The following is a 26468-nucleotide window of genomic DNA, read 5'->3' as shown; positions in this document are numbered from 1 at the left end:
GATGTCAGCAGACATAAATATCGACTGACACTCCGCCTTCGCGAGCAAGCCCGCTCCCACACAGGATGGTGTTATTCGCCGGTGGCGACGCCACGGGCAGGATCGTTGATCCACTCGCTCCACGACCCGGCATACAGCGAACCCAACGGATACCCCGCCAGGCACAACGCAAACAGGTTGTGACACGCAGTCACGCCGGAACCGCAATACGCCACCAGATCGGTCGGCGAGCGACTGCCCAGCTTCGCGGCAAACCGCTGCTTGAGTTGATCGGCCGGCAGAAAACGCCCGTCGCTGCCCAGGTTGTCGGTGAAGGCCGCACATTGCGCGCCGGGGATGTGCCCGGCAATCGGGTCGATTGGCTCCACTTCGCCTTTGAAGCGCGGCAAGGCGCGGGCGTCGAGCAAGGTCAAGGCGGGTTGGCCGAGACGTTGCCGGAGCTGTTCGGCGTTCAGGAGCAGCGCGTTGTCCGGCGTGCCGTTGAAGGTGCCGCGCTCAATGTGCGGCGCATCCAGGCTCAGCGGCAGGCCCGCCGCGTGCCAGGCCTTGAGCCCGCCATCGAGGATGAACACGCCGTCGCGCTTGCCCAGCCAGGCCAGCAACCACCAGGCGCGCGCCGCGAACGCGCCCGGACCGTCGTCATACAGAATCACTTCGCTGTCGGCGTTGACGCCCCAGGCTCGCAGGCGCTCGATCAGGTCTTCAGGCTTCGGCAGCGGATGCCGTCCGGTCACACCTTTGACCACGGTCCCGCTCAGGTCACGTTCGAGATCGGCAAAGCTCGACCCGGCGATGTGCCCTTCGGCATAGCTGCGTTGCCCGTAATCCGGGTCTTCGAGGGCAAAACGACAATCCAGAATCACCAACCCAGGCTGTTCCTTCTTCAGGTCCAACGCTTGCGGGCTGATCAGTTGCGCAATGGGCATAACGGGCTCCTGTGGTTGTCGTTGCTGAATCCTACTGCAGTCCTCGCGCCTATCCCACTTCTTCCAATGCCTGGGCCAGCGGCACGTAAAACTCTTCGAACAAGGCGTTGACCTCATCCCGGGCCTGATCCGTGACAAACCCGGCCTCTAGCACCAGCACCTGGTAAACCCCGCGCTTGATCGCCTGTTCGCTCAAGTGATTGGAGTTCTCCCGCGTCGTGCAGAGGAAACGCACCCAGGACGTCAGGATGATCCAGGCGTTGAGGGTCAGGGATTCGATCTGCACCCGGTCCATCTGCAAGATCCCGGCCTCGACGAAACCTTTGTAGATCAACGTGCCCTGGATCACACAGCGCTGGGAAAAGCGCCGATAACGGGCGGCCAGTTCCGGGTCGCTGTCGAGCAAATGTTCGAGGTCACGGTGCAGGAACCGGTAGCGCCACATCGCCGCCAGCAATTCCTTGAGGTAGTAACGCTTGTCTTCGACCGTGGCAGCGCGCCCCTGCGGTGGGCGCAGAAAGCTGTCCACCAGGGTTTCGTACTCGCTGAACAGCACAGCGATGATCGCTTGCTTGTTGGGGAAGTGGTAGTACAGGTTGCCCGGGGAAATTTCCATATGGGCAGCAATGTGATTGGTGCTGATGCTGCGCTCGCCCTGCTGGTTGAACAGCTCCAGGCTGTTCTGCACGATGCGCTCGCTGGTTTTTATTCGTGGGGCCATGGCTTGAGCTTTAATTCAGAGTGCGTTGATGGACATCTTACGACCTATCCGCCAGTGGATAAAACAAAGCTGCGCCAGGATGCCATTTGACTTTATAGAGTATAGACTCTAAAAAGCTCATCATTACAATAAAATCCGGAGATGGCCATGACGGCTGACATTGCTTACCTGCAAAACCTGCAGCAGCCACTGGACGACCTCCAGGCCCGATTTGACGCCCAACGCGCAGCGTATGCCGCCAACCCGATGCCGCCTGCGGCGCAGCGTCAGCAATGGCTCAAGGCCCTGCGGGATCTGTTGAGCACCGAGCGCCAGGCACTGATCGACGCCATCAGCCAGGACTTCAGCCATCGCAGCGCCGATGAAACCCTGCTTGCCGAACTGATGCCGAGCCTGCACGGCATTCACTACGCCAGTCAGCACCTCAAAGGCTGGATGAAGGCTTCGCGGCGCAAGGTCGGTGTGGCCTTCCAGCCCGCCTCGGCCAAAGTGGTTTATCAGCCGCTGGGCGTGGTCGGAGTGATCGTGCCGTGGAATTATCCGCTGTACCTGGCCATCGGCCCTTTGGTGGGCGCGCTGTCTGCGGGCAATCGGGTGATGCTCAAGCTCAGCGAATCGACCCCCGCCACCGGATTGCTGCTGAAGGAATTGCTGGGCCGGATCTTCCCCGAAGACCTGGTCTGCGTGGTCCTCGGCGAAGCCGATATCGGCGTGGCGTTCTCGCGACTGCGCTTCGATCACCTGCTGTTCACCGGCGCCACCAGCATCGGCAAGCATGTGATGCGCGCAGCAGCGGAGAACCTGACCCCGGTCACGCTCGAGCTGGGCGGCAAGTCCCCGGCCATCGTTTCCCGCGACGTTCCTCTGAAGGACGCCGCCGAACGCATCGCCTTCGGCAAGACACTCAACGCCGGACAAACCTGCGTGGCCCCGGACTACGTGTTGGTGCCGGAAGACCGCGTAGGCGCTTTCGTCGAAGCCTACCGTCAGGCGGTTCGCGGGTTTTATCCGACCCTGGCGGACAATCCGGACTACACCGCGATCATCAATGACCGACAACTCGCCCGGCTCAATGGCTACATCGGCGATGCCACCAGCAAGGGCGCGCTGCTGATTCCGCTGTTTGCCCAAGGCCAGGGCCGCCGCATGAGCCACAGCCTGCTGCTCAACGTCACCGACGAGATGCTGGTGATGCAGGACGAAATCTTCGGCCCGCTGCTGCCGATCGTTCCGTACAAGGATCTGGATGAAGCGTTTGCCTACATCAATCAGCGACCACGTCCTCTGGCGCTGTACTACTTCGGCTACGACAAGCGCGAACAAAACCGCGTGCTCCACGAGACCCATTCCGGCGGCGTATGCCTGAACGACACGTTGTTGCACGTGGCTCAGGACGACATGCCGTTCGGTGGGATCGGCGCTTCAGGCATGGGTCATTACCACGGACACGAAGGCTTCCTGACGTTCAGCAAGGCGAAAGGCGTGCTGATCAAACAGCGTTTCAACGCGGCGAAATTGATCTATCCGCCGTACGGCAAATCCATTCAGAAACTGATCCAGAAGCTGTTTATCCGCTAACGAACATCCCCTTCGGGTAATAACAATAATGAGCCCAGGCCTGTCCGATACACCCGCGCTGTCACGGCGCGGCTTGCTTAAATTCAGCCTCGGGGCCAGCGCTTTTCTGGCCACCGCCGGACTGGGCGCGAGCCTGACCGGCTGTTCATCGAGCATCCCGGCCAATGGTTTCGCGATCCTGCGCAGCGGCGACCTGCTGTTTTTGCGGGCGCTGATCCCGGTGATGCTCAAAGGCGCGGTGGCCGCCGAGAACATGCCGGAAGCGACCGAGGCCACCCTGAAAAACCTGGATAACGGGCTTGATCACCTGTCGCCGGAAATGCTCAAGCTGACTCGCCAATTGTTTGATGTGCTGGGAATGGCCGTGACTCGCGGCCCCCTGACCGGAGTCTGGGGCAGCTGGGAAAACGCCAGTGCCGAGCAGATGCGGCACTTTCTTCATCGCTGGGAAAACAGCTCGTTAAGCCTGTTGCGCATGGGGCACAGCTCGTTGCAGCAAATGGTGATGATGGCGTGGTATAGCCGGCGGGAGTCGTGGGCGCATTGCGGGTATCCCGGGCCGCCTGCGGTCTGAGACCGGGTCGGCCCTATTCGCGAGCAGGCTCGCTCCCACAGGGCGTGCGCAATCCATGTGGGAGCGGGCTTGCCCGCGAAGACGCCAGCCGCCTCACCACCACATCCAGAACAATAAGAGAACCCAAAGATGCCCGTACCCGACCCGTTCCGCGAAGGCATGGCCCGAGGCTGGAAAACCCGCAACGGCGCGCAACTGACCGACGACCTGACCCTCGAAACCGACGTGGCAATCATCGGCAGCGGTGCGGGCGGCGGCACCACCGCCGAAATCCTCAGCGCCGCCGGCTACAAAGTGCTGCTGATCGAAGAAGGCCCACTCAAGACCAGCAGCGACTTCAAGCTGCTCGAAGACCAGGCCTACACCAGCCTCTATCAGGAAGGCATTGGCCGCATGAGCAAAGACGGCGCGATCACCATTCTTCAAGGTCGGGCGGTGGGCGGCACCACGCTGATCAACTGGACCTCGAGCTTTCGCACCCCGGAGCCGACGCTCGAACACTGGGCCCGCGAGCACGATGTCAAAGGCCACAGTCCGGCGGAGATGGCCCCCTGGTTCGAGAAAATGGAACAGCGCCTCGGTGTCGCACCGTGGAGGGTGCCGCCCAATGCCAACAACGACGTGATCCGCAAAGGCTGCGAGAAGCTCGGCTACAGCTGGCACGTGATTCCGCGCAACGTCCGTGGGTGCTGGAACCTCGGCTACTGTGGCATGGGCTGTCCGACCAACGCCAAGCAATCGATGATGGTGACGACGATCCCGGCGACCCTGGAAAACGGCGGCGAACTGCTTTACCTCGCCCGCGCCGAAAAATTGCTGATCAAGGATGGCAAGGTCACGGGCCTGCAGTGCGTGGCGATGGACGAGCGCTGCGTCGCCCCCACGGGCAGGACAATCACGGTCAAGGCACGGCATTACGTGCTGGCGGGCGGCGGGATCAACAGCCCGGCGCTGCTGTTGCGCTCGGACGCGCCCGACCCGCATCAGCGCCTGGGCAAACGGACCTTCCTGCACCTGGTGAACATGTCCGCCGGGTTGTTCGACGAGGTGATCAACCCGTTCTATGGCGCGCCGCAGTCGATCTACTCCGACCATTTTCAATGGCAGTACGGCACGACGGGCAGGATGGCTTACAAACTCGAAGTGCCACCGTTGCATCCGGCGCTGGCAGCCACCCTGCTCGGCGGCTTTGGCCAGGAAAACGCGCAGCACATGGAAAAACTGCCCCACACCCACGCCATGCTGGCGTTGCTGCGGGACGGTTTTCACCCGGACAGCCCCGGCGGCAGCGTCGAATTGCGCGGCGACAACACGCCGGTGCTCGACTATCAGGTTTCACCCTACGCCTGGGACGGGTTACGCCGCGCGTTCCACAGCATGGCGGAGATCCAGTTCGCCGGCGGCGCCAATGCGGTCATGCCGATGCACGCCGACGCGCGCTACGTGAAAACCCTCGGCGAAGCGCGCACGCTGATCGACGGATTGAGTCTTGAGTTGTACCGCACACGCTTGGGCAGTGCCCATGTGATGGGCGGTTGCGCAATGGGCGAAGACCCGAAAAACGCGGTGACCGACAGCCTTGGCCGGCATCATCAACTGAGCAATCTGTCGATCCATGATGGCTCCCTGTTCCCCACCAGCATTGGCGCCAACCCGCAATTATCGGTCTACGGGCTGACGGCGCAACTGGCGACTTCGCTCGCCGAACGTTTGAAAAACCCGTGAAAAAAGCGAATATTCCCATCGTCTATAGTGCTTTCTTACCCAACAGGCGACTTGGCCGACCGGGAAGGCTGCGATACCATCCGACTCCCCAACGGACTCCCGCCAGGACGACGCGATGAACCGAGTGTTGTACCCAGGTACCTTCGACCCTATTACCAAGGGCCATGGCGATCTGGTCGAACGCGCCTCGCGCCTGTTCGATCACGTGATCATCGCCGTCGCCGCCAGCCCGAAGAAAAACCCGTTGTTTCCCCTGGAACAGCGTGTGGAGCTGGCCCGCGAGGTCACTAAACATCTGCCGAACGTCGAAGTCGTCGGCTTCTCGACGCTGCTCGCGCATTTCGCCAAAGAGAAGAACGCCAATGTGTTCCTGCGTGGTTTGCGCGCGGTGTCGGACTTCGAATACGAATTTCAGTTGGCCAACATGAACCGCCAGCTGGCGCCGGATGTGGAAAGCCTGTTTCTCACACCGTCCGAGCGTTATTCGTTCATTTCCTCGACGCTGGTCCGTGAAATCGCAGCGCTTGGCGGCGATATCACCAAGTTTGTCCACCCAGCGGTGGCGGATGCCTTGACCGAACGCTTCAAGAAATAATCTACGCAAACACTGTAGGCGCGAGCACGCTCGCGATGGACGTCAACGATAACGTGGGGAACCTGACACCCCGCGGCGTCCTCGGATTTATCGCCAGCAAGCTGGCTCCTGCAGTACGTCGCACCTGCGTGCATCGCAGGCGCCAATGCGGCACAATTGCGCGCATTGGTTTATTGCGCCAGGGCTGTCCGCCCTGGCTGGAGTTAGCATGTCCCTGATCATCACCGACGATTGCATCAACTGCGACGTCTGCGAACCCGAGTGCCCGAACGCCGCCATTTCCCAAGGCGAAGAGATCTACGTGATCGACCCGAACCTGTGCACCCAGTGTGTCGGCCACTACGACGAACCTCAGTGCCAGCAGGTCTGCCCGGTGGATTGCATTCCGCTGGACGAGGCGCATCCGGAGACTGAAGAACAGTTGATGGCGAAGTATCGGATCATTACCGGCAAGGCTTGAGCCATTCGGTGCCTTTACAGGCGCCATCGCTGGCAAGCCAGCTCCCACAGTGTTCGAGGTGTGGCACAGACCGTGCGAACACCCGAGATCCCTGTGGGAGCTGGCTTGCCAGCGAAGAGGCCATCCGCTTCACCGAAGATCCACCTGATTCATTCCCGCTGCTCGAACCCCTCGCCGATACACCCCAGGCACCGCACGAACGCTGCTCTGCCCGGATCGACCACCAGCGCCTGCCCCGCATCGCCGACATTGCCACCCAGCGCGGTAAACGGCAGCGACACCACAAACGCCCCCGCACCAATGACCGTGGCCACGATCAGCAAGGGTCGGGCAATCAGCAAGTCGCCAAGCATGGCGTACGCCGGGGGATTCTGGATGGTGTAACGCGGGTCGCCGCTGCCGGTGTTGTCGGCCAGCGCTGGCGCACCCACGCTCAGCAGCACGACGACGGCAAGGGTTCGAAACAGGGTCATGGCACGGTCCTTCGACTGGGAATCAACAATACTGACTATAGACCTTAAGCCCTGTCAGCTCTGGCAGCGCGGGCAAAACACGCTGGCGCGCTGCCCGAGCTTCACTTCCCGCAACTCCGTTGCGCAGACCTTGCACGGCTGGCCGCCACGACCATACGCGAACAGTTCCTGCTGGAAATAGCCCGGCTGGCCGTCACCGCCAATGAAATCGCGCAACGTGGTGCCGCCGCGCTCGATGGCGGCCGTGAGGATGCGTTTGATCTCGATCGCCAGCTTCAGGTAGCGCGCCCGGGAAATGCTCTTGGCCTCGCGGCGCGGGTCGATACCGGCCGCAAACAACGCTTCGGTCGCGTAGATGTTGCCGACCCCGACCACCACGGCGTTGTCCATGATGAACGGCTTGACCGCCATCGAACGCCCGCGGGACTGCTGGAACAGCCGCTCGCCATCGAACAGCTCGGTCAACGGCTCCGGCCCCAGACGGATCAGCAATTCGTGGTTGAGCGGGTCGACACTCCACAGCATCGCGCCGAACCGCCGCGGGTCGGTGTAACGCAGGGCCAGGCCCGATTCCAGTTCGATATCGACATGCTCGTGCTTGGCCGCCGGCATGCCGACTTCCACCAGACGCAAATTGCCCGACATGCCCAAATGACTGATCAGCGTGCCGACTTCGGCGTTGATCAACAGGTACTTGGCGCGCCGCTCCACCAGCACGATGCGCTGGCCAGAGAGCCGCACATCCAGATCCTCGGGGATCGGCCAACGCAGGCGCCGGTCACGCACGACCACCCGACTGACCCGCTGGCCTTCCAGGTGCGGGGCGATCCCGCGGCGGGTGGTTTCGACTTCCGGCAGTTCAGGCATGGGATTCTCGGATCAGGCGCTCAGCGGTGAGTGCCGAGGTCGCGAATCGTTTGTTTAAGGGTTTCGAAGTCGTAGTCCGAGAGCCCGACGTAATCGAGCACCAACGGCGCGATGCTGTTCCATTCATGGTCCTCGTTCTGGTTGCCCAGCACCCGGTAGGACGCACAGATGTGTTCGGCCATCTTCAGGATCGCCAGCAGGTTTTTCAGCTGGCTGTTACGCGAAGACTCGTCGCTGAATATCGCCAGCGCATTGTGGTGATTGGCGATCGCGTTGCTGACGTGTTCCGGCAGGCGCCAGGATTTCGCCGTGTAATAACCGACCACCGCATGGTTGGTATTGAACACCCGATTCTCGGTGTCCACCACCCGGCATTCCGCGCTCGCACTGGCGTAGGCCTCTTCCAGCACCGTCATGTAGTTGGGGAAACGCTGCAGCATCAGCGGCACGCCGCAGTCGTGGAACAGGCCAAGGGCATACGCTTCATCGCCCGGCTGGATACCAATGCGCTTGGCCAGCGTCAGGCAAGTCATCGCCACGTCCTGGGCGGTGTCCCAGAACCGGTTCAGGGTGACGATGGTGTCATCGTTCATCTCGCCCTTGATCGACTGCGCGTTGATCAGGTTGATGATCGAACGGCTGCCCAGCAGATTCACCGCACGCTGGATCGAGGTGATTTTGTTGGCCAGGCCGTAATACGGCGAGTTGACGATTTTCAGCAGCGAACCGGAAAGGCCCGGGTCCTGGGAGATCAGCTTGGCGATCACCTCCAGGTCCGGATCAGGCATGTACTGCTCCATCTGCAGATCCACCATGATCTGCGGCTGGGCTGGCACGCTGATGCCTTGCAGGGACTGTTGAATCTGTTCGGAAGTCAGCTCTGGGGACATAGGTACGCACTCTGGGACAGGCGCCGATTCTAACCTTTATAAAGTTGGATCCGACATACCGGCGGGCAAATCGCCGGAACTTTCATTCAGGCCCCGGCTTCGGATTTTGTAATGCCCACGGGCAAAACTCTCATTCAAGTCAGGAGCTGCAGTCATGTCCAATTCCCTGAACGGCAAGCGCGTTGCGATTCTGGTCACCGATGGTTTCGAACAGGTCGAACTGACCGGCCCCAAGCAGGCACTGGAGCAGGCCGGCGCCCAGGTCGACATCCTTTCGGCGAAGGAAGGCCAGGTCAAAGGCTGGAATCACGACAAACCGGCGGACGACTTCAAGGTTGACCACACCTTCAAAGGTGCCAGCATCGAGCAATACGACGCGGTCGTCCTGCCGGGCGGCGTGCAAAATTCAGACACCATTCGCATCGATCAGGATGCCCAGCACCTGGTCAAGACCGGCACCTCGGCCGGCAAGCCGATCGCAGTGATCTGCCATGGCGGCTGGCTGCTGGTGTCGGCCGGCCTGGTCAGGGGCAAGACCATGACCAGCTATAAAACCCTCAAGGATGACCTGGTGAACGCCGGGGCTAATTGGGTGGACAAGGAAGTGGTCACGGACGGCAAGCTGATCAGCAGCCGTCAGCCGGATGATATTCCGGCGTTCAATCGTGAGTTGATCAGCGCGCTGTCTGCGTAACGTCTGGAATCGCCTTCGCGGGCAAGCCTCGCTCCCACAGTGGATTTTCGGCAAACACGTCATCTGTGCCCGTCGCAAACCCTGTGGGAGCGTGGCTTGCCCGCGAAGGCGTCTTCGGCGTTTCATCGCCCCTCCAGCCCGTCACCACTTCAACACGCTATACTCCCGCTCTTTTTTCCGGAGCGACGTCATGTCCCTGCCTAGCCTGCGCCTCAAAGCCAACGCCGACCGTCGCCTGCGAAACGGCCACTTGTGGGTCTACAGTAACGAAATCGATGTCGCGGCGACCCCTTTGCACGGTTTCAAGGCCGGTGACCAGGCGATCCTCGAAGCCGCCAGCGGCAAGCCGCTGGGCATCGTCGCGATGAGCCCGAACAACCTGATCTGCGCCCGCCTGCTGTCGCGCGACGTCAAGTTGCCGCTGGACAAATCGCTGTTGGTGCATCGCCTGAACGTCGCCCTGTCCCTGCGCGAGCGCCTGTTCGACAAGCCGTTCTATCGCCTGGTCTACGGCGACTCCGACCTGCTGCCCGGCCTGGTGGTCGACCGCTTCGGCGACATCCTCGTCGTGCAGATCGCGTCGGCGACCATGGAAGCCCATAAAGAAGACGTGATCGCAGCACTGACCCAAGTGCTCAAGCCAAGCGGCATTCTGTTCAAGAACGATTCCGCGGCCCGTGACGCCGAAGGCCTCAACCGTTACGTCGAAACCGTGTTCGGCCTGGTGCCGGAATGGGTGGCACTGGAAGAGAACGGCGTGAAGTTCGAAGCCCCGGTGATTCAGGGTCAGAAAACCGGCTGGTTCTACGATCACCGCATGAACCGCGCACGCCTGGCCCCGTACGCCAAAGGCAAACGCGTCCTCGACCTGTACAGCTACATCGGCGGTTGGGGCGTGCAAGCCGCGGCGTTCGGCGCCAGTGAAGTATTCTGCGTCGACGCCTCGGCCTTCGCCCTCGACGGCGTCGAGCGCAACGCCGCGCTGAACGGTTTCGCCGAAAAAATGACCTGCATCGAAGGCGACGTCTTCGAAGCGCTGAAGGAATTGAAAGCCAGCGAAGAACGTTTCGACGTGATCGTGGCCGACCCGCCAGCGTTCATCAAACGCAAGAAAGACATGAAGAACGGCGAAGGCGCCTACCGTCGCCTGAACGAGCAAGCCATGCGCCTGCTCAGCAAGGACGGCATCCTGATCAGCGCTTCGTGCTCGATGCACCTGCCGGAGGACGACCTGCAAAACATCCTGCTGACCAGCGCCCGCCACCTGGACCGCAACATCCAGATGCTGGAACGCGGCGGCCAGGGCCCGGATCATCCGGTACACCCGGCGATTGCCGAAACGCGCTACATCAAGAGCATCACCTGCCGGTTGCTGCCAAACAGCTAACCCGCAACCCATTGTAGGAGCGAGCTTGCTCGCGAAGAACCAATAGACACCGCGGACAACCAGCATCACCGCGTTTTCGTTAACGTCCTTCGCGAGCAAGCTCGCTCCTACAGGTAAGGCACGACATATCCTGACCCACTGTGGGCGCGACAACCTGTCGACAACCGCCTACCGTTTCCCTTCCACTTGAGGAGGAGGACAACGGAATGTCCAGCACGCCACATGGCCATCGTTTACGTACCGGTCGGCACTCTGAGCCTGGCCGCATTTATATGCTGACCGCTGTCACCCAGCAGCGGCAGCCTATCTTCCAGGACTGGCGGATTGGCCGCCTGGTGGTCAACGAGTTCAAAAGGGCTCAGGAACACGGCAGCGCCAGTTCGATCGCTTGGGTCGTTATGCCCGATCATTTTCACTGGCTGGTCGAGTTGCATAACGGGGATATGCCTAATCTGATGCGATCCACCAAATCTCGCTGTGCACGCTTGATCAATCAGGCTCGGGGGATTTCAGCGCCGGTTTGGCAAAAGGGTTATTTCGACCGGGCGCTGCGCCGCGACGAAGATCTGAAAGCAGCGGCCCGATATCTGATTGCCAATCCACTGCGAGCAAGATTGGTCGACCGTATCGGCGACTATCCATTATGGGACGCCATCTGGATCTGACCTGCACTCTGTAGGAGCAAGCTTGCTCGCGAGGATCGCCAACGATAACGCTCGAAGCCTGAGACCACGCGCCGCTCTCTGGTTTTTCGCGAGCAAGCTCGCTCCTACAAAGGTCCGTTGATGGGTTCGGGCGTGATGGCCACACGTCTCGTGAATGCCGTAGCCACGCCTGAACCCATTCCCTCCAGCCACCAGCCGTGTAGAATCGCGAACATTCATCGCCAGTCATCCCCCGGCGGGTTTATGAGCTCAAGCTGAAGCGCGCGGCGATCCCGCAAAGTTATCGGCAACTTCCGGACACACGGCCATTTCTGAGTGTTCCCGACGTCAATAGAAGCTCACTTCCCTTTTGATACCTGATTAGCCGCCCGGAGTGCTTCATGCCTGATTACCGCTCGAAAACATCCACCCACGGCCGCAACATGGCCGGCGCCCGTGCACTGTGGCGCGCCACGGGGATGAAAGATGACGACTTCAAAAAGCCGATCATCGCTATTGCCAACTCCTTCACCCAGTTCGTACCGGGCCACGTCCACCTCAAGGACCTCGGCCAGCTGGTCGCCCGTGAAATCGAACGTGCTGGCGGCGTGGCCAAGGAATTCAACACCATCGCCGTGGACGACGGCATCGCCATGGGCCACGACGGCATGCTCTATTCGCTGCCGAGCCGCGAGATCATCGCCGACTCGGTCGAGTACATGGTCAACGCCCACTGCGCCGACGCCATCGTCTGCATCTCCAACTGCGACAAGATCACCCCCGGCATGCTGATGGCGTCCCTGCGCCTGAACATCCCGGTGATCTTCGTTTCCGGCGGCCCGATGGAAGCCGGCAAGACCAAACTGGCCAGCCACGGTCTCGACCTCGTCGACGCCATGGTGATCGCTGCCGACTCCAGCGCTTCTGACGAGAAAGTCGCCGAGTACGAGCGTAGCGCCTGCCCGACCTGCGGTTCGTGCTCCGGCATGTTCACCGCCAACTCGATGAACTGCCTGGTGGAAGCCCTGGGCCTGGCGTTGCCGGGCAACGGTTCGACCCTCGCCACCCACAGCGACCGCGAGCAGCTGTTCCTGCAGGCCGGCCGCACCATCGTCGAGCTGTGCAAGCGTTACTACCACGACAACGACGAGTCGGTCCTGCCGCGCAACATCGCCAACTTCAAGGCGTTCGAAAACGCCATGACCCTGGACATCGCCATGGGCGGTTCCACCAACACCATCCTGCACCTGCTGGCTGCTGCCCAGGAAGCCGAGATCGATTTCGACCTGCGCGACATCGACCGTCTCTCCCGCCACGTGCCGCAATTGTGCAAGGTCGCGCCGAACATCCAGAAGTACCACATGGAAGACGTGCACCGCGCCGGCGGGATCTTCAGCATCCTCGGTTCGCTGGCCCGTGGCGGCCTGCTGCACACCGACCTGCCGACCGTGCACAGCAAAACCCTGGCCGAAGGCATCGCCAAGTGGGACATCACCCAGACCGACGACGAAGCCGTGCATCACTTCTTCAAGGCCGGTCCGGCGGGCATCCCGACGCAAACCGCGTTCAGCCAGTCGACCCGCTGGGAAACCCTGGACGACGACCGTGAAAACGGCTGTATCCGCAGCGTCGAACACGCCTACTCGAAAGAAGGCGGCCTGGCCGTCCTCTACGGCAACATCGCACTGGACGGCTGCGTGGTGAAAACCGCCGGCGTCGACGAATCGATCCACGTCTTCGAAGGCAGCGCGAAGATCTTCGAAAGCCAGGACAGCGCCGTACGCGGCATCCTCGCCGACGAAGTGAAGGCCGGCGACATCGTGATCATCCGTTACGAAGGCCCGAAAGGCGGTCCGGGCATGCAGGAAATGCTATACCCGACGTCGTACCTGAAATCCAAAGGCCTGGGCAAAGCCTGCGCGTTGCTCACCGACGGTCGTTTCTCCGGCGGCACCTCGGGCCTGTCCATCGGCCACGCCTCGCCGGAAGCAGCGGCCGGCGGCGCGATTGGTCTGGTGCAGGACGGCGACAAAGTGCTGATCGACATTCCGAACCGTTCGATCAACCTGTTGATCAGCGACGAGGAACTGGCCGGACGCCGTGCCGAGCAGGATCAGAAAGGCTGGAAGCCAGTGGAAAAACGCCCACGCAAGGTGACCACCGCACTGAAGGCCTACGCCCTGCTGGCGACCAGCGCCGACAAGGGTGCCGTGCGCAACAAGGCGATGCTTGACGGGCTGTAAGCGTCAGTCGTCGACATGAAAATGCCCCGCCAAGTGCGGGGCATTTTTATTCTTCGCAGGCAACACCAATTACCTGCGCTATGTAGTGAAGCGCCTACAAGGCCGGACCCAAGCCACCTCTACAAGGTGGGGCGTCCTAATCGCGAGCAGGCTCGCTCCCACAAGAGACCGGCCAACAACACAAGTCCTCTGTGGGAGCGAGCCTGCTCGCGATTGGAGCAACCCGGTTTTACTGGATTTCTTCCGGCTTCACGATCACCCAGTTCTTGTCCGCCGTGACCGGCAACCCTTCCTTGGCCTGGGCGGCGGCGTGCTTGGCCATCATGCCGTTCAGCTGGGTCATGTATTTGTCTTTGCGGTTGACCCACAGATGAATGCCGCCCTTGGCCACGTCCACATCGTGGAACAGCATGTAGCCGTCGCTGGTGGGGGTGTCGCCACCCACGAGGACCGGTTTTTTCCATTCATCGATGTAGGTCAAAATCGCCGCGTGTTTACCGGCCATCCAGGTTGCCGGGGTCCACAGGTACGGGGTCAGTTCGAGGCCAAGGTTGGCCTTCTCGTCATACTTGCCGGCGGTGATCTGCTTGCGCGCGGTGGTCAGTTCGCCGGTGGTGCGATCCTTGAGCAGCGTGGTCACACCGATCACGTTCTGCGGTTTGACGTTGTAGCCGTACTTCGGATCGGCAGCGACCATCCGCACCAGTTCTTCAGAAGCGGCGGTCATCACGTAGACCTCGATGCCGTTCTCCATCAGCTTGTTGTAGAGCTCCGCCTGGCCGGTGAAGATCTTCGGCGGGTTGACGTCGAGATTCTTGACCACGTCGCCTTCGTAATAGGTGGTCGGAACCGGTTTGCCCGACGCCATCAGTTCGTCGACATAGCCCTTCAGTTCTTGCAACGTGAAGCCGGAGAACACCTGGGCGACCCATGGGTAGCACACCATGTCGTCGATTTCGCAGAGGCGGTAGTAGTAACTGAACAGGCTTTCCTTATGGTCGGCGGTGTCCTTGAACGGAATCAGTTTCAGAGAGGGGTCGAGTTTGTCGCGGGTGATCAGGCCCTTGTTTTCCATGAACGGCAGCAACGACTCTTCGAGGTCGTAGCGGTAGCTGGTGTTGTCCATGTCGAACACCGCGTAGTTACCTTTGTTGGCGTTGGCCGCGATCATCGCGTCCAGCGCCTTGGCTTGGTCGACCGGCCAATGCTTCAAATCGGTGGCGAAGACCTGGCCGGCAAGACCCAGACAGAGTGCGGCAGCCAGAAATTTCGGTGCGAGTTTCATGGACGGTTCTCCCTGATTCAAAGATATCGACGCTAACAAATAAGTGTGACAGTCCTCGTCTGTCAGCGACCGTCAACGCACCTATCGCGCCAGCTGCATCCCTGTCAGCGACACCCGCTTATTCCAAAAACGACAGCTATCAGACTTTTTTGATATTAATTCATTGGAAATCAAGCTGTTAGGCTTGCCGGTTCGCAGCTGCCCCGGAAGGTGGCTGGCATTAGTCACTTTTCGGAGCCTCTATGAATCTGCCGCTGATTCTCAATCTGCTGGTGTTCCTCGCCCTGCTCTTCGGCCTGGCGCAAACCCGTCACACCCCATGGAGCCTGGCCAGGAAAGTCCTGCTCGCGCTGGTGCTAGGCGTCGTCTTCGGTGTCGCGCTGCACACGATCTACGGTGCCGGTCACCCGGTGCTCAAAGCCTCGATCGGCTGGTTCGATCTGGTGGGCAATGGTTACGTGCAGTTGCTGCAGATGATCGTGATCCCGCTGGTGTTCGCCTCGATCCTCAGCGCCGTGGCCCGTCTGCACAACGCGTCGTCGCTGGGCAAGATCAGTTTCCTGACCATCGGCACGTTGCTGTTCACCACCGCCATCGCGGCGCTGATCGGTATCGGTTTGACCAACCTGTTCGGCCTGACTGCTGAAGGCCTGGTCGCCGGCACCCAGGAAATGGCTCGCCTGCAAACCATTCAGAACGACTATGCCGGCAAGGTTGCGGACCTGAATGTGCCGCAATTGCTGCTGTCGTTCATCCCGCAAAACCCGTTTGCCGATCTGGCCCGCGCCAAGCCGACGTCGATCATCAGCGTGGTGATTTTCGCCGCCTTCCTCGGCGTCGCCGCCCTGCAACTGCTGAAGGACGATGTCGAGAAAGGTCAGAAAGTGATCAACGCCATCGACACCCTGCAAGCCTGGGTGATGCGCTTGGTGCGCCTGGTGATGAAGCTGACCCCGTATGGCGTGTTGGCGCTGATGACCAAAGTGGTCGCCGGCTCCAACCTGCAAGACATCATCAAGCTTGGCAGTTTTGTGGTGGTGTCCTACCTCGGACTGGGCCTGATGTTTGTAGTCCATGGCCTGCTGGTGTCGGCGGCCGGGATCAACCCGCTGCGCTTCTTTCGTAAAATCTGGCCGGTGCTGACGTTCGCGTTCACCAGCCGGTCGAGCGCGGCAACCATTCCACTGAGCATCGAAGCGCAAACCCGTCGCCTGGGCATCCCGCAGTCCATCGCCAGTTTCGCCGCGTCGTTTGGCGCGACCATCGGCCAGAACGGCTGTGCCGGCCTGTACCCGGCGATGTTGGCGGTGATGGTCGCGCCGACCGTGGGCATCAACCCGCTGGACCCGCTGTGGATCGCAACGCTGGTGGCGATTGTGACCCTGAGTTCGGCCGGTGTGGCGGGCGTCGGTGGCGGCGCGACGTTTGCGGCGTTGATCGTGTTGCCGGCGATGGGCTTGCCGGTCTCACTGGTGGCGTTGCTGATTTCCGTTGAGCCGCTGATCGACATGGGCCGAACGGCGTTGAACGTGAGCGGTTCGATCACGGCCGGGGCGATGACCAGCCAGATCATGCAGCAGACGGACAAGGCGCTGCTCGAGGCGGATGAGCATTCGGAGTTGGCTCACGCTTAAGACGTTCACTGTCTGAGCGGGACTCTTCGCGAGCAAGCCCGCTCCCACAGTTGACCGCGTTTTCTGCAACGACTCGGTCTAATGTGGGAGCGGGCTTGCCCGCGAAGCTCTTAAGCCTTTTCCCACACCTCGAAGTTGTACGCAGGCTTGTCGCCCTCAGCCGGATTCACAACATTCGACACCAGCCTCCACTCATTCAAATCAAACTCCGGAAACCACGCATCCCCCTCCGGGCTCAGCGCCACGCGCGTCAGATACAAGCGATCCGCCTGCGCCAACCCTTGCGCATACAACTGCGCCCCGCCGATCAGCATCAACTCGTCGACGCCCTGTTCGTGTGCCCACGCTTCGGCGCGAACCACGGCGGCTTCCAGAGACGGATACACCTCCGCGCCCTCAAGCAGCAGATCCGCCTGACGGCTGACCACGATGTTCAACCGCCCCGGCAGCGGACGACCGAGCGAATCCCAGGTCTTGCGACCCATGATGATCGGCTTGCCCAGGGTGGTGGCCTTGAAGTATTTGAAGTCCCCCGGCAAGTGCCAGGGCATGCTGTTGTCGACGCCGATCACGCGGTTTTCACCGAGGGCTGCAATCAGGCTGAGGGGGAGTGATTTAGTCATGCCGGCGAGGATACCAGAGCCTCCCGTACCCCGATAAGCGCCACAGCGGTTATGCTCACAGCTCAATTGAGCGACGGGATGCCGCGTGACTGAACTGAATAACCTCTGGCTGACGGAAGCCGTGCGCCTGCGTGAAGAACACGCCGGCCCTCTGGACGATCTGGAAGCCAACCGACTGGCCCGCAGTGCCGGCGGCGACCTGCCGACACGGATTCAACGCCGCGCCCTGTGGCTGGCCGAGCGCGATGGCTTGACCGCAGCCCTCAGCCATTGGCTGCAAGGCGCACGACTGGCGCTGATCGTGCTGGCCATCCTGGCCGTGGTCAGCGGCGCCGGACTGGCGTTTGCCGCACTGGGTGACGGGCAGACGCCGGTGAATGTGTTCTGGGCCTTGGGCAGTCTGCTCGGGCTGAACCTGATTCTGCTGCTGAGCTGGGCCCTGGGCCTGGTGTTTGCCGGCGAGCACGCTGCCACGCTGGGACGCTTGTGGTTGTGGCTCAGCGAAAAACTCGCCCGCGATGCCAAGGCTGCGCAACTGGCACCGGCCCTGCTGTTACTGTTACAGCGGCAGAAACTCAATCGCTGGGTGCTCGGTGTGCTGGTCAACGGCTTGTGGCTGCTGGCAATGCTCAGCGCCTTGGTGATCCTGCTGACGCTGATGGCGACCCGGCGTTACGGCTTCGTCTGGGAAACCACCCTGCTCAGCGCCGATACCTTCGTGACCATGACCCGGACCCTCGGCGCGCTTCCCGCCCTCGTGGGCTTCAGTGTGCCAACCGTGGAGATGATCCGCGCCAGTGGCGATGCCGCGCTGAATATCGAAAGTGCCCGACAGGCCTGGGCGACGTGGCTGGTCGGCGTGCTGGTGATGTACGGCGTCGTGCCGCGCCTGCTGCTGGCGCTGTTCTGCCTGTGGCGCTGGAAAAACGGTCGCGCCCACCTGCACCTGGATCTGAACCTTCCCGGCTACGCCCACCTGCGCAAACGCCTGATGCCCACCAGCGAACGCCTCGGCATCAGCGATGCCGCGCCCGAGCAGCTACATCGCGTGGAGCGCGGCGCCGGCGACCTGCAAAGCGACGGCGCGCTGCTGGTGGCCATCGAGCTGGACGATCAACGCCCCTGGCCGCCGCCCCTGCCAAAAAACGTGAGCGACGCCGGCATCCTCGACAGCCGCGAATCACGCCACAAACTCCTCGAACAACTCAGCCGTTTTCCGCCGGCGCGCCTGGCCATCGCCTGCGATCCGCGACGCTCACCGGACCGCGGCAGCCTGGCGCTGATCGCCGAACTGGCCCGCAGCGCCAGCGCCACCCGCGTCTGGTTGCTGCAAGCGCCGCCCGGCGAAGCGCTGGATGCCGAGCGCCTCGGTGACTGGCACCTGGCGCTGCAACAACTGGAGCTGCCGTTCGCCGATTGCGCGCCGCTGAACTGGCTGGAGACCGGTCATGACTAATCCCTGGAAACCGCCGTTGAAGCTCGCCGTGGTCGGCCACACCAACGTCGGCAAAACCTCGTTGCTGCGCACCCTGACCCGGGATGTCGGTTTCGGCGAAGTATCCCATCGCCCCAGCACCACGCGGCATGTGGAAGGCGCGCGGCTGTCGGTGGACGGAGAGCCCTTGCTCGACCTGTTCGACACGCCGGGCCTGGAAGACGCGATTGCCCTGCTCGACTACCTCGAACGCCTGGAACGCCCCGGCGAACGCCTCGACGGTCCGGCGCGGCTGGCGCGTTTTCTCGAAGGCAGCGAAGCGCGACAACGTTTCGAGCAGGAAGCCAAAGTGCTGCGGCAGCTGCTCACCTGCGACGCCGGCCTGTATGTGATCGACGCCCGCGAACCGGTGCTGGCCAAGTATCGCGACGAACTGGAAGTGCTGGCCAGTTGCGGCAAACCGCTGCTGCCGGTACTGAACTTCGTCAGCAGCGCCAACCACCGCGAACCGGACTGGCGCGAAGCCTTGGCACGCTTGGGTTTGCACGCCCTGGTACGGTTCGACAGCGTTGCGCCGCCGGAGGATGGCGAACGTCGACTCTATGAAAGCCTCGCGCTGCTGCTGGAAAACTCCCGCGAACCCCTGGAGCGCCTGATCGCCGATCAACAGGCCCAGCGCATCGCCCGACAGCAAAGTGCGGCGCGGCTGATTGCCGAATTGCTGATCGATTGTGCGGCGTGCCGGCGCAGCGTGGTCAGCGACGCCGAGCAAGAGCAGCACGCCATTGGCGAACTGCGCAAAGCGGTTCGCCAACGTGAGCAGCGCTGCGTCGAAGCCTTGCTCAAGCTCTACGCTTTTCGTCCACAAGACGCGGCGGCCAGCGACCTGCCGCTGCTCGATGGCCGTTGGGGCGATGATCTGTTCAACCCGGAAACCCTCAAGCAGTTGGGGGTGCGGGTCGGTGGTGGTATCGCGGCCGGCGCGGCGGCCGGGGCGGGCGTGGATCTGCTGGTCGGCGGCCTGACCCTTGGCGCCGCGGCGCTGGCCGGCGCGATTGCCGGCGGCGCCCTGCAAACCGCGCGCAGTTACGGCAGCCGGTTGCTGGGCAAGATCAAGGGTCAGCGGGAATTGACGGTCGATGACAGCGTGCTGCGCTTGCTGGCGTTACGGCAGCGACAACTGCTGCAAGCGTTGAATGCCCGTGGGCATGCGGCGATGGACAGCATCCAGGTCGCCACGCCTCAGGACAAGACCTGGCGCGAAGGCAAACTGCCGGAAGCGCTGCACAAGGCGCGGGCGCATCCGCAGTGGTCGTCACTCAATCCGCACGCCAGGTTAAGTCAGGCGGAGCGGCAGGAGCAGGTTGAGGTGTTGGCGCAGCAGCTGTAGTTGCACGGTGCCGGGACCGGCCCTTTCGCGAGCAGGCTCGCTCCCACATTTTGGAATGCATTCCCCTGTGGGAGCGGGCTTGCTCGCGAAGGCCGTCACGCGGTCCGTAAACTGATGACTACCACCCCAGCTTAAGAAACTCCCGCGCCAACGACCTGACCCGATTACGATCCGTGCGATTGGCGCGCCCGTCATTGTCCACATCCGAAGCCAGGATCAGCTCGAACACCCCATCGTTATCCAGGTCCCGGGCGGCGGCTTTATAGGCGATCACCGATCCCTGATAAAAATCCACCCGCACCATTTCCGGTGTGCCGTCCCCGGACGGATTCTGCGAGAAGATGCGCAGATGCCGCGCCTCCCCTTCGCCGTCGTTGAACCAGGCGCATTTCAAATAGAGTGTGCTGAACGATTTGAGGCGCTTCAGATCCGCCGCCGTGGCCTCGCGCTGCAACTGACCATTTTCATAAAACTCGAACTGAAGGGTATCGGCCACACCCTGCCCGCTTCGATCCTGTGCAATCACTTTCAAATAACGCATCCGTGCGTCTCCTTGGGAAAAGCCCAGACTGGCTCGTTAACTCCAGGCGGACCATCCAAGGATTCGCCGTCAGCCGTAGGACAACTCAGCGCACCCCGCCGGACAAAACGTTCGCAGCCTTGCGCTTCAACACGTCCAGATCGATCACCGGCACCCACATCTCCTTGGCCAATTCATCCCACTGGCGCATGCGCAGACTGACCGCGCACAACGGATCCCGCTCAAAGACGTCAGCCTCTTCAGCGCTCATGACGCCGCCCTGATAGTCCAGGGTTCGGCGGCTGGCTTCGCTCAAGCGGTCGTAGTACCCGGGTTCCTTGAGCGTCAGGTAACGCTTGGCTTGCACGTGATATTCCACCAGTCGCGCCAGGCGTTCACTGAAACCGGCGCGACGCAGGTAATCGGCGCCCAGCCGCTCATGGCTGACCACGCCGTAACCACCCATGTTTTCCGCGTGCTCGGCGCAGATATGCCCGATGTCGTGGAAAAACGCGGCCAACACCACTTCGTCATCGAAGCCTTCGGCCATGGCCAGTTCGGCAGCCTGGGACATGTGCTCGATCTGCGACACCGGCTCGCCGATGTAATCACTGTCGCCAAAGCGTTCGTACAGCGCGAAAACCTCATTGATCACTTGTGCATTGCGGTCCATCAAAGCTCTCCCAATACAGTCGCCACGTTGTGTTCGGCCATCGCCGGGCCGACGCTCATGCCGACGCCAGTGTGCATCAGTGCCACGCTCACACCGGGCATTGGCCGCAGGAACGAGAACGGTCCTGGCCCCCGTGAACCATAGACACCCTGCCAGCGCTCGACCACTTGCACCTTGCAGCCCAACGTCCGCTCGGCCAGTTCGATCATCCAGTTGTCCACCTGCTCGGCGTTGAACGGCGAGGGGTCGCTGCCATAGTGGTGGGAGTCGCCGATGATCAACTCACCGTAAGGCGTCGGGCTGATCAGCAGGTGAATGCCGTTTTCGTGCAGGTGCGGTTCGTCCCGCAGGATGTGCGCCTGCACCGCCGCCGCTTCCGGCAGATCGGCGAAGGCGCCGTAGTGCACGCAACTCAAACCGGTGAGCAGCGCGTGTTGCAGATCGAGGTTGATCTGCGGGCGGGCGCGGAGCATTTGCAGGCGGCAGATTTGCGGATCGAGGGCGGCGATCGGCTCGGCCAGCAAGGTCTGATAATCGTGACCGGAGCAGACGATGATCTGCCCGGCGCTGAAACTGCCCGCCGTACTGTGCAAGCGCCCCGGCTCGATGTCGCGCACCAGGGTCGAGAAATGAAACTCGACGCCGAGTTCGCGGCGCAGGTAATCGATCAACGCCGGGATCGCTTCGCGAGAATACAGTTGTTGATCGTCCAGACCGTGCAACGCGGCGCGGTGATGGCTGAACTGGCCGCCGTATAGATCACGCAGGGCTGAACCGCGCAGTAGATCAACGCGGTAGCCGTGCTCCACCGCTCGACCGGCGCAAAAGCTTTCGAGCAGATGCTCTTCAGCTTCGGTCCGGGCGAATAGGTAGGATCCGTTGCGCTTGAGCTGCAGGCCGGCGAGCTGCGCCCACTGGCCCCAGATATCGCGACTGGCCCTGGCCAGTTCGAGCATCGGGCCCGGCGGCTGGCCGGTGACCAGGGCCTGGCCGAAGTTGCGTACCGAGGCGCCGAGCGGGGTTGCGCTGCGTTCAAAAACGCGGACCTTGAGCCCGCGTTTCGCCGCGGCATAGGCATGGGACAGGCCGAGGATGCCGGCGCCGACGATCAGCATGTCGTTGTGGTGTGTCATTGAGTTTGTCCTGAATTCGAAGCCGCCTTCGCGGGCAAGCCCGCTCCCACCGCAGAACGCGTTCCAATGTGGGAGCGGGCTTGCCCGCGAAGGGGCCCGTCAGCCAATAAAGAACTTACTTGGCAGCCACTTTCTCGGACTTGCCGTCATAACGCTTGCGCCACTCGGTCAGGATCTCGTCGCGATTCTTCGACGCCCAGGCAAAGTCGTTCTTGATCAACCGCTGCTCGTAATCCGCCGGCAATTCGGTCTGCGGCTTGGCAATCCCCGGCTGCGCGAGGACAGCGAAGTTTTCTTTGTACAGCTCCATGGCCGCCGGGCTCGCCGAGAAATCCGCCAGTTTCTTCGCCGCGTCCTCATGCGGGGTGCCCTTGATCACGGCGGTCGCTTCGATCTCCCAGCCCAGGCCTTCTTTCGGCAGGATGATGTCCAGCGGTGCGCCCTGGCGCTTCAACTGTACGGCCGGGTATTCAAAGGAAATGCCAATCGGGAATTCGCCCGCCGCCGCCAGCTTGCACGGCTTGGAACCGGAGTGAACATACTGGCCGATGTTCTGGTGCAGGTCGTCCATGTACTGCCAGCCCTGCTTCTCGCCGAAGGTTTGCAGCCAGGCGCTGACGTCGAGGAAACCGGTGCCGGAAGACGCCGGGTTGGGCATGACGATCTTGCCTTTGTACTCAGGCTTGGTCAGGTCCTGCCAGCTCACCGGTTTGGTCAGGCCCTGCTTCTCGGCCTCCACGGTGTTGAAGCAAATGGTCGCGGCCCAGACATCCATGCCGACCCAGGCGGGCGGGTTGGCGGCGTCGCGGTAGTTGCCGCCGATCTTGCCCAGGTCTTTCGGCGCGTAGCTTTGCAGCATGCCTTGCTGATCGAGAATCGCCAGGCTCGACGCCGCCAGGCCCCACACCGCGTCAGCTTGCGGGCGGGCTTTTTCCGCCAGCAGCTTGGCAGTGATGATGCCGGTGGAATCGCGCACCCACTTGATCTCGACGTCCGGGTTGGCTTTTTCGAACGCGTCTTTGTAGGTCTTCAGTTGTTCGGCTTCGAGGGCGGTGTACACCGTCAACTCGGTGGTCGCCGCGAAGGCATTCAGGCTGAAAGCAGTGAGAACAGCAGCGGCCAGGGCCATAGGCTTGAACATGGTCTTTTCCTGTGGGTGAGTTGAGGGGGTGAGTCAGTTGCCGGGCGCGGTCTGCCGCCAGGCCTGGGAACGGCGCAGCAAACCGCGCGAGGCCCAGGCCAGCAGCAGGGACACGCCCGCCGAGGTGAACAGAATCAAAGTCGACATCGCCGCCGCGCCGCCGACATTGCCGGCGTCATCCATGTTCAGCACCGCCACCGCCGCGAGGATGGTGTCGGGGCTGTAGAGGAAGATCGCGGCCGAGACCGTGGTCATGGCCGAGACGAACAGGTAGCGCACGATGTCCAGCAGCGCCGACAGGCAGATCGGCACGGTGACCCGCAGGTAATGCCGGTACAACGGCGCCTTGAGCGACAGCGCCGCGGCTTCGAACTCGGCGTCGAGCTGACGCAGTGCCGTGGTCGCCGTCATCTGCGCGGTGGTCAGATAGTGAGCAATGGTGCACACCACCAGCAGGGTCATGGTCCCGTACAGCACATGCAGCGGGTTGTCGTTGAGGTTGAAGAAGAAGACGTAACCCAGGCCCAGCACCAGCCCCGGCACCGCCATCGGCACGAAACTGAGCAGGCGCAGAGCCAGGTTCAGGCCGCGCTGGCCTTTGGTTTTTTCCATCAGGTAGGCGCCGGTGAAAATCAGCACGCTGCCGATCAGCGCCGTGCACAGGGCCATTTTCACGCTGTTGCCGTAGGCCAGCCAACCGCCGCCCGCCGTGTCGTTGAACTGGTAATGGTTGAGCGACAGCGACAGGTTGTACGGCCAGAACTTCACCAGCGAGGAGAACACCGCCATGCCGAACACCAGCAACAGCACCGCGCAGATCAGCAGCACGATGGCCAGGTAGCAGCCGTCCCGCAGCTTAGACGGCGCCGGTTGAAAGACTTGTGCACGGCCGCTCATGGCGTCGCCGTGGCGCCGACGCAGCCAGGCATCGACAGCGAAGCTGAACAATGCCGGCAACAGCAGGACCATGCCGATCAACGCGCCGCGACCGAATTGTTGCTGACCGACCACCGCTTTGTAGGCTTCCAGCGCCAGCACCTGATAGTCGCCACCCACCACCACGGGCACGCCGAAGTCGGTGATGGTCAGGGTGAACACCAGACAGAACGCGGCGAACACGGCCTGACGGGTCGCCGGCCAGGTGATACTGCGAAAGGCTTTCGCCGGACTGGCGCCCATGCTCGAAGCGGCATCGAACAGACGCGCATCCGCCAGGGACAATGCCGACAGCAAAATCATCAGGGCGTGCGGGAAGGTGTAGATCACTTCACCCAGAACGATGCCCCAGAAGCCGTAGATGTTGTCCGCGAGCAAGCCGCGCAACATTCCCTGATTGCCGAACAGGTAGACCAGTGCAATGCCCGGGAGCATCGACGGCGCCATCAGCGGCAACAGCGACAGACCCCGCCAAAGGCCTTTGCCCGGAATCAATGTGCGTTGCAGCGCGTAGGCAAACAGGTAGGCCAGCGGAACGACGATGGCCGCCACGCTGAGGGAAACCTTCAGGCTGTTGCCGAGCAACCAGTGGAAATTCGCGCTGGTCACCAGTTCCTTCGCTGCAACCCACCCACCGCCCTGCCCGGCTTCGGAGCTGAAACCCCGCCAGAAGATCGCCAGCAACGGCATCAACACCGCGATGCCGAGCATAACCAGCAACAGGACTTTGCCACCCACGACGAACACCCGGTCGCCGATCTCGGCACGGGAGGTCTGCCGAACCTGTTTGTGCGGTATCGGCAGCGCGATGTTCGCGCTCATCAGGCGAACACCTGCAGGCTGCGCGGCGGCAAGGCGACCATGATCTGCTGGGTGCCGAGGCGCGGCATGGCTTCCGGCGCCAATTCCGCCAGTAGCGGGTGACCCGGCAGTTGATCAAGTTCGAAACTCATGCGGCAACGGTTGCCGAGGAAGGTGATTTCGCGAACCTTGGCCGGGAACAGGTTTTCTTCGTGCACCACCGGATTGACGTTGATTGCCTCGGGACGACAGAACAAGCGACCCGAGGTGGTTTTCGCACTGCCGTCGGCCAGCCGCATGTTCAGCCCGCCGACCCGGGCGTGGCTGTCGCTGCTGCGGTGGAACGGCAGCCAGTTGCCCTGGCCGACGAACTCCGCCACGAACGGCGTGGCCGGTCGGTTGTAGATGTCCTGCGGCGTGGCGTATTGCTCGACCTTGCCGTTGTTCATCACGGCGATGCGGTCGGCCATCAGCATGGCCTCGTCCTGATTGTGCGTGACCATCAGGGTGGTGATGCCGAGGCTGCGTTGCAGTTGGCGCAGTTCGGTGCACAGGTGCTCGCGGACGCGGGCGTCGAGGGCCGACATCGGTTCATCCAGCAGCAACAAGGACGGCGCTGGCGCCAGGGCTCGAGCCAGTGCGACCCGTTGCTGCTGGCCGCCAGACAATTGGCCGGGGTACTTTTTCTCACTGCCGGTCAGGCCGACCAGTTCCAGCATCTGGCCGACGCGCTTGCGCACTTCGTCGCGACCACTGCCAGCGAGGCCGTAGGCAATGTTCGCTTCGACGGTGAGATTGGGGAACAGCGCGTAGGACTGAAACAGGATGCCGTAATCTCGCGCCTGGGGCGCCAGGTGGGAGACATCGCGATGACCGAGGAACAGTTCGCCGTCGTCCTGTTTCTCCAGACCGGCAATGCAACGCAGCAACGTCGTTTTGCCGCAGCCCGACGGGCCCAGCAAACACACCAGTTCACCGGCCGCCACGTCCAGGGACACGTTATCCAGCGCGGTGAAGGCACCGAAGCGTTTGTGCACGCCGCGCACCTTCATCGGGGCGCCGGGGTTGGTCAGGATCGGGTTGTTCATGGAGGGACCTCATCGAGCAGATGAGAGCCATC

The 26468-nt window shown here is 62.1% G+C and carries 25 protein-coding genes; 12 read left to right on the top strand and 13 right to left on the bottom strand.

The window, feature by feature from the left end; translation table 11 throughout:
• Positions 1-71: 71 nt before the first annotated feature.
• Positions 72-926, bottom strand: coding sequence for a sulfurtransferase (locus tag NTD84_RS23405; RefSeq protein ID WP_262170511.1), 855 nt, complete (start codon positions 924-926; stop codon positions 72-74).
• Positions 927-975: 49 nt separating this feature from the next.
• Positions 976-1647, bottom strand: a complete 672-nt coding sequence (locus NTD84_RS23400) for a TetR/AcrR family transcriptional regulator (RefSeq protein ID WP_262170509.1) — start codon at positions 1645-1647, stop codon at positions 976-978.
• Between the two features lie 147 nt (positions 1648-1794).
• Here NTD84_RS23400 and NTD84_RS23395 point away from each other — a divergent pair, with 147 nt between their 5' ends.
• The 5 genes from NTD84_RS23395 to NTD84_RS23375 all read left to right on the top strand — a co-directional run bounded on the left by NTD84_RS23395 (position 1795) and on the right by NTD84_RS23375 (position 6579).
• Positions 1795-3225 (top strand): coniferyl aldehyde dehydrogenase, encoded by a 1431-nt coding sequence (locus NTD84_RS23395; protein WP_262170506.1) that lies wholly within the window; start codon positions 1795-1797, stop codon positions 3223-3225.
• A gap of 28 nt (positions 3226-3253) precedes the next feature.
• On the top strand, positions 3254-3799 hold the full coding sequence (locus NTD84_RS23390; protein WP_262170504.1) for a twin-arginine translocation pathway signal protein: 546 nt from the start codon (positions 3254-3256) through the stop codon (positions 3797-3799).
• A gap of 129 nt (positions 3800-3928) precedes the next feature.
• Positions 3929-5524 (top strand): GMC family oxidoreductase, encoded by a 1596-nt coding sequence (locus NTD84_RS23385; protein ID WP_262170502.1) that lies wholly within the window; start codon positions 3929-3931, stop codon positions 5522-5524.
• A 115-nt stretch (positions 5525-5639) separates the two neighbouring features.
• Positions 5640-6119: a pantetheine-phosphate adenylyltransferase gene (gene coaD / locus NTD84_RS23380; protein WP_045059801.1), complete on the top strand. Its 480-nt coding sequence runs from the start codon at positions 5640-5642 to the stop codon at positions 6117-6119.
• 208 nt (positions 6120-6327) lie between these two features.
• Positions 6328-6579, top strand: coding sequence for a YfhL family 4Fe-4S dicluster ferredoxin (locus tag NTD84_RS23375; RefSeq protein ID WP_010466792.1), 252 nt, complete (start codon positions 6328-6330; stop codon positions 6577-6579).
• A gap of 149 nt (positions 6580-6728) precedes the next feature.
• Here NTD84_RS23375 and NTD84_RS23370 read toward each other — a convergent pair whose 3' ends face one another.
• Genes NTD84_RS23370 through NTD84_RS23360 form a run of 3 tightly spaced genes read right to left on the bottom strand, consistent with a single transcriptional unit; the run spans position 6729 to position 8755 of the window.
• Positions 6729-7052 carry a multidrug transporter gene (locus NTD84_RS23370; protein ID WP_262170497.1) on the bottom strand — a complete coding sequence of 108 codons (324 nt, stop codon included), beginning with the start codon at positions 7050-7052 and terminating at the stop codon, positions 6729-6731.
• A gap of 54 nt (positions 7053-7106) precedes the next feature.
• Complete coding sequence (gene mutM / locus NTD84_RS23365; RefSeq protein WP_262170495.1) at positions 7107-7919, bottom strand: bifunctional DNA-formamidopyrimidine glycosylase/DNA-(apurinic or apyrimidinic site) lyase; 813 nt, start codon at positions 7917-7919, stop codon at positions 7107-7109.
• A 20-nt stretch (positions 7920-7939) separates the two neighbouring features.
• Positions 7940-8755 (bottom strand): HDOD domain-containing protein, encoded by an 816-nt coding sequence (locus NTD84_RS23360; protein WP_262170771.1) that lies wholly within the window; start codon positions 8753-8755, stop codon positions 7940-7942.
• Between the two features lie 208 nt (positions 8756-8963).
• On the opposite strand from NTD84_RS23360, the gene NTD84_RS23355 reads away from it, so the two are divergent.
• The 4 genes from NTD84_RS23355 to ilvD all read left to right on the top strand — a co-directional run bounded on the left by NTD84_RS23355 (position 8964) and on the right by ilvD (position 13777).
• Positions 8964-9503 (top strand): type 1 glutamine amidotransferase domain-containing protein, encoded by a 540-nt coding sequence (locus NTD84_RS23355; protein ID WP_262170494.1) that lies wholly within the window; start codon positions 8964-8966, stop codon positions 9501-9503.
• Positions 9504-9693: 190 nt separating this feature from the next.
• The gene (locus tag NTD84_RS23350; protein WP_262170492.1) at positions 9694-10890 is read left to right on the top strand and encodes a class I SAM-dependent rRNA methyltransferase; all 1197 of its coding nucleotides are present in this window, start codon (positions 9694-9696) and stop codon (positions 10888-10890) included.
• Positions 10891-11096: 206 nt separating this feature from the next.
• Entirely contained in the window at positions 11097-11555 is a 459-nt protein-coding gene (locus NTD84_RS23345) for an REP-associated tyrosine transposase (RefSeq protein ID WP_262170490.1), read from the top strand.
• Positions 11556-11935: 380 nt separating this feature from the next.
• Complete coding sequence (ilvD, locus tag NTD84_RS23335) at positions 11936-13777, top strand: dihydroxy-acid dehydratase (RefSeq protein WP_262170488.1); 1842 nt, start codon at positions 11936-11938, stop codon at positions 13775-13777.
• Between the two features lie 229 nt (positions 13778-14006).
• Here the strand turns inward: ilvD and NTD84_RS23330 are convergent, their stop codons facing one another.
• Entirely contained in the window at positions 14007-15062 is a 1056-nt protein-coding gene (locus NTD84_RS23330) for a haloacid dehalogenase-like hydrolase (RefSeq protein ID WP_262170486.1), read from the bottom strand.
• A gap of 242 nt (positions 15063-15304) precedes the next feature.
• Here NTD84_RS23330 and NTD84_RS23325 point away from each other — a divergent pair, with 242 nt between their 5' ends.
• Positions 15305-16696: an L-cystine transporter gene (locus NTD84_RS23325; protein ID WP_262170484.1), complete on the top strand. Its 1392-nt coding sequence runs from the start codon at positions 15305-15307 to the stop codon at positions 16694-16696.
• Positions 16697-16806: 110 nt separating this feature from the next.
• On the opposite strand, the gene NTD84_RS23320 is transcribed toward NTD84_RS23325, so the two are convergent.
• Positions 16807-17319 (bottom strand): dihydrofolate reductase, encoded by a 513-nt coding sequence (locus tag NTD84_RS23320; RefSeq protein ID WP_262170482.1) that lies wholly within the window; start codon positions 17317-17319, stop codon positions 16807-16809.
• A gap of 85 nt (positions 17320-17404) precedes the next feature.
• On the opposite strand from NTD84_RS23320, the gene NTD84_RS23315 reads away from it, so the two are divergent.
• Positions 17405-18775, top strand: a complete 1371-nt coding sequence (locus NTD84_RS23315) for a DUF2868 domain-containing protein (RefSeq protein WP_262170480.1) — start codon at positions 17405-17407, stop codon at positions 18773-18775.
• Complete coding sequence (locus NTD84_RS23310) at positions 18768-20144, top strand: GTPase/DUF3482 domain-containing protein (protein ID WP_262170478.1); 1377 nt, start codon at positions 18768-18770, stop codon at positions 20142-20144. Before NTD84_RS23315 ends, NTD84_RS23310 begins: the two co-directional genes overlap by 8 nt.
• A 118-nt stretch (positions 20145-20262) precedes the next feature.
• Here NTD84_RS23310 and NTD84_RS23305 read toward each other — a convergent pair whose 3' ends face one another.
• The 6 genes from NTD84_RS23305 to NTD84_RS23280 form a co-directional block, all read right to left on the bottom strand.
• A complete protein-coding gene (locus NTD84_RS23305; RefSeq protein WP_262170476.1) occupies positions 20263-20685 on the bottom strand; it encodes a hypothetical protein in 423 nt (140 codons plus the stop codon).
• A gap of 85 nt (positions 20686-20770) precedes the next feature.
• A complete protein-coding gene (locus tag NTD84_RS23300; protein WP_262170474.1) occupies positions 20771-21337 on the bottom strand; it encodes a phosphonate degradation HD-domain oxygenase in 567 nt (188 codons plus the stop codon).
• Positions 21337-22470, bottom strand: a complete 1134-nt coding sequence (locus NTD84_RS23295) for a TIGR03364 family FAD-dependent oxidoreductase (RefSeq protein WP_262170472.1) — start codon at positions 22468-22470, stop codon at positions 21337-21339. Before NTD84_RS23295 ends, NTD84_RS23300 begins: the two co-directional genes overlap by 1 nt.
• A 115-nt stretch (positions 22471-22585) precedes the next feature.
• Positions 22586-23611: a putative 2-aminoethylphosphonate ABC transporter substrate-binding protein gene (locus NTD84_RS23290; RefSeq protein WP_262170470.1), complete on the bottom strand. Its 1026-nt coding sequence runs from the start codon at positions 23609-23611 to the stop codon at positions 22586-22588.
• Between the two features lie 33 nt (positions 23612-23644).
• The gene (locus NTD84_RS23285) at positions 23645-25369 is read right to left on the bottom strand and encodes a putative 2-aminoethylphosphonate ABC transporter permease subunit (protein ID WP_262170468.1); all 1725 of its coding nucleotides are present in this window, start codon (positions 25367-25369) and stop codon (positions 23645-23647) included.
• Positions 25369-26436, bottom strand: a complete 1068-nt coding sequence (locus NTD84_RS23280) for a putative 2-aminoethylphosphonate ABC transporter ATP-binding protein (RefSeq protein ID WP_262170466.1) — start codon at positions 26434-26436, stop codon at positions 25369-25371. The genes NTD84_RS23285 and NTD84_RS23280 overlap by 1 nt, the downstream gene beginning before the upstream one ends.
• Between the last annotated feature and the right edge of the window lie 32 nt (positions 26437-26468).

It is taken from the genome of Pseudomonas sp. 14P_8.1_Bac3, assembly GCF_025466085.1.
In the GTDB taxonomy this organism is placed as follows: Bacteria; Pseudomonadota; Gammaproteobacteria; order Pseudomonadales; family Pseudomonadaceae; genus Aquipseudomonas.
Note: the sequence above shows the minus strand (reverse complement) of the source record. Positions and strands in the feature narration are given on the sequence as shown.